Below are 1,458 nucleotides of genomic sequence, written 5' to 3' on the forward strand. Positions count from 1 at the left end.
ACCGTGTTGATGGCATCCGGGAACCCTTTCAGGCCGTCCACACAGGCAATGAGGATGTCGGTCAGGCCACGGTTTTTCAGTTCTGTCAGCACGTTCAGCCAGAACTTTGCGCCTTCATTTTCGGCCAGCCACATCCACAGTAGCTCTTTCTGGCCTTCGATATTGATACCCAGCGCCAGGAACACAGACTTATTGATAACGCGGCTGTCCTGCCGGACTTTAAGAACGATACAGTCAAGGTAAACAATGGGATAAACCGCATCCAGGGCTATTTTGCCATTCAACAACCTTCTCCATAACGACATCTGTGACCTTCGATACCAGGGCGGGTGAGACATCAGCGTCATACAGTTCTTTATCACGTGGTGTACGCAGTTCCAGCGGAACATCGCCGGTGGTAACAGTCTTTGTGGATTAGCCATTGCGCGTGTTATTTCCAGATTTGGACTGTTGCTTCTCATGCCCGAGGTGATGGGTCATTTCAGCATTAATGGCAGCTTCAACGCTGATCTTTTTCAGCAGGCGATCAAACTGGTTGAGATCGTCAGGGGTTTTGAGATTTTTGGCCAGCTCGTTGGCCAGAGCCTGTAACTGTTTTTCGTCCATAAAGTAACCTGCTTTTGATATTGGATTGAACATATCAAAATCAGGCAATTACACAATATCGTGTACAGGATCGCGAGACGCGCAGGCCGTCATGCAACGCACGGCCCCGTCTGCGCGATGTACTGAATCAGCCCAGGTTTACCCCGGAGACGGAGGTTAAGCCCACTACTGTACAGGAAACCACGCCAGAAGCATCCGTAAATCCCGCGCCAGAGCCTGAACCAGCGCCGCCAGAACTGGAGGCACTGCTGATTGCCCTCTATAATGTAAACGACGAGCAAAGTTACCTGGCGGTCGCGGAACAGTGCAAAAACCTCGCTAAAACGCTCTCAGAAGCTCATAGAGGCGTTTTAAGAGAAAAGATGGAATACCATGGTTAGGGGAAGAAAATCTCTTGTAGAGCGTGAGGGATATGCTGAAATTGAAAAAACTGTGGCGCTGGCTGAAGGACACGCTGAACCAGGCTGGCATTCCGTAACGGTAGCGCCATTTTCCAATACCACCAAGAATGCGTGGCGCTTCCCGGATGGGTCTATTATATTCCAATTTATTGAGGCAGACCGCAAGGCAAAGGGACTGGGCATGGTGCTAGGGGCTTTGTTTAATAAATAGAACTTTTGGCTAATCATCGGAGCAGATCACCACAGTTGTTTCAAAATCAGGTCTCCATGGCAAAACAAAATTTTAAAATCACCAACTGGCCCTCTTATAACAAGGCCCTAAAGCAGCGCGGTTCTCTAACCGTATGGCTAGATGAATCAGCCATTGCTGCATGGACGGAAAAAAACACTACTGAACGGCGTGGACGACCGCTCTACTACTCAGATATGGCCATCACCACAGTCCTGATGA

2 protein-coding genes and 1 pseudogene are annotated in these 1,458 nt (G+C 49.4%); 2 read left to right on the forward strand and 1 reads right to left on the reverse strand.

The features are described from left to right. Positions 1-606, reverse strand: a pseudogene (locus QZ506_RS12220) (transposase); the annotation flags it as partial. Between the two features lie 372 nt (positions 607-978). Here QZ506_RS12220 and QZ506_RS12225 point away from each other — a divergent pair. After that, complete coding sequence (locus tag QZ506_RS12225) at positions 979-1,218, forward strand: hypothetical protein (RefSeq protein WP_291971368.1); 240 nt, start codon at positions 979-981, stop codon at positions 1,216-1,218. A 56-nt stretch (positions 1,219-1,274) separates the two neighbouring features. Next, on the forward strand, positions 1,275-1,458 hold a 184-nt coding region (locus QZ506_RS12230), incomplete at its 3' end, for a transposase (RefSeq protein WP_291971370.1).

Origin of the sequence: Candidatus Symbiopectobacterium sp. (assembly GCF_020054415.1) — a bacterium.
Taxonomy (GTDB): Bacteria; Pseudomonadota; Gammaproteobacteria; order Enterobacterales; family Enterobacteriaceae; genus Symbiopectobacterium.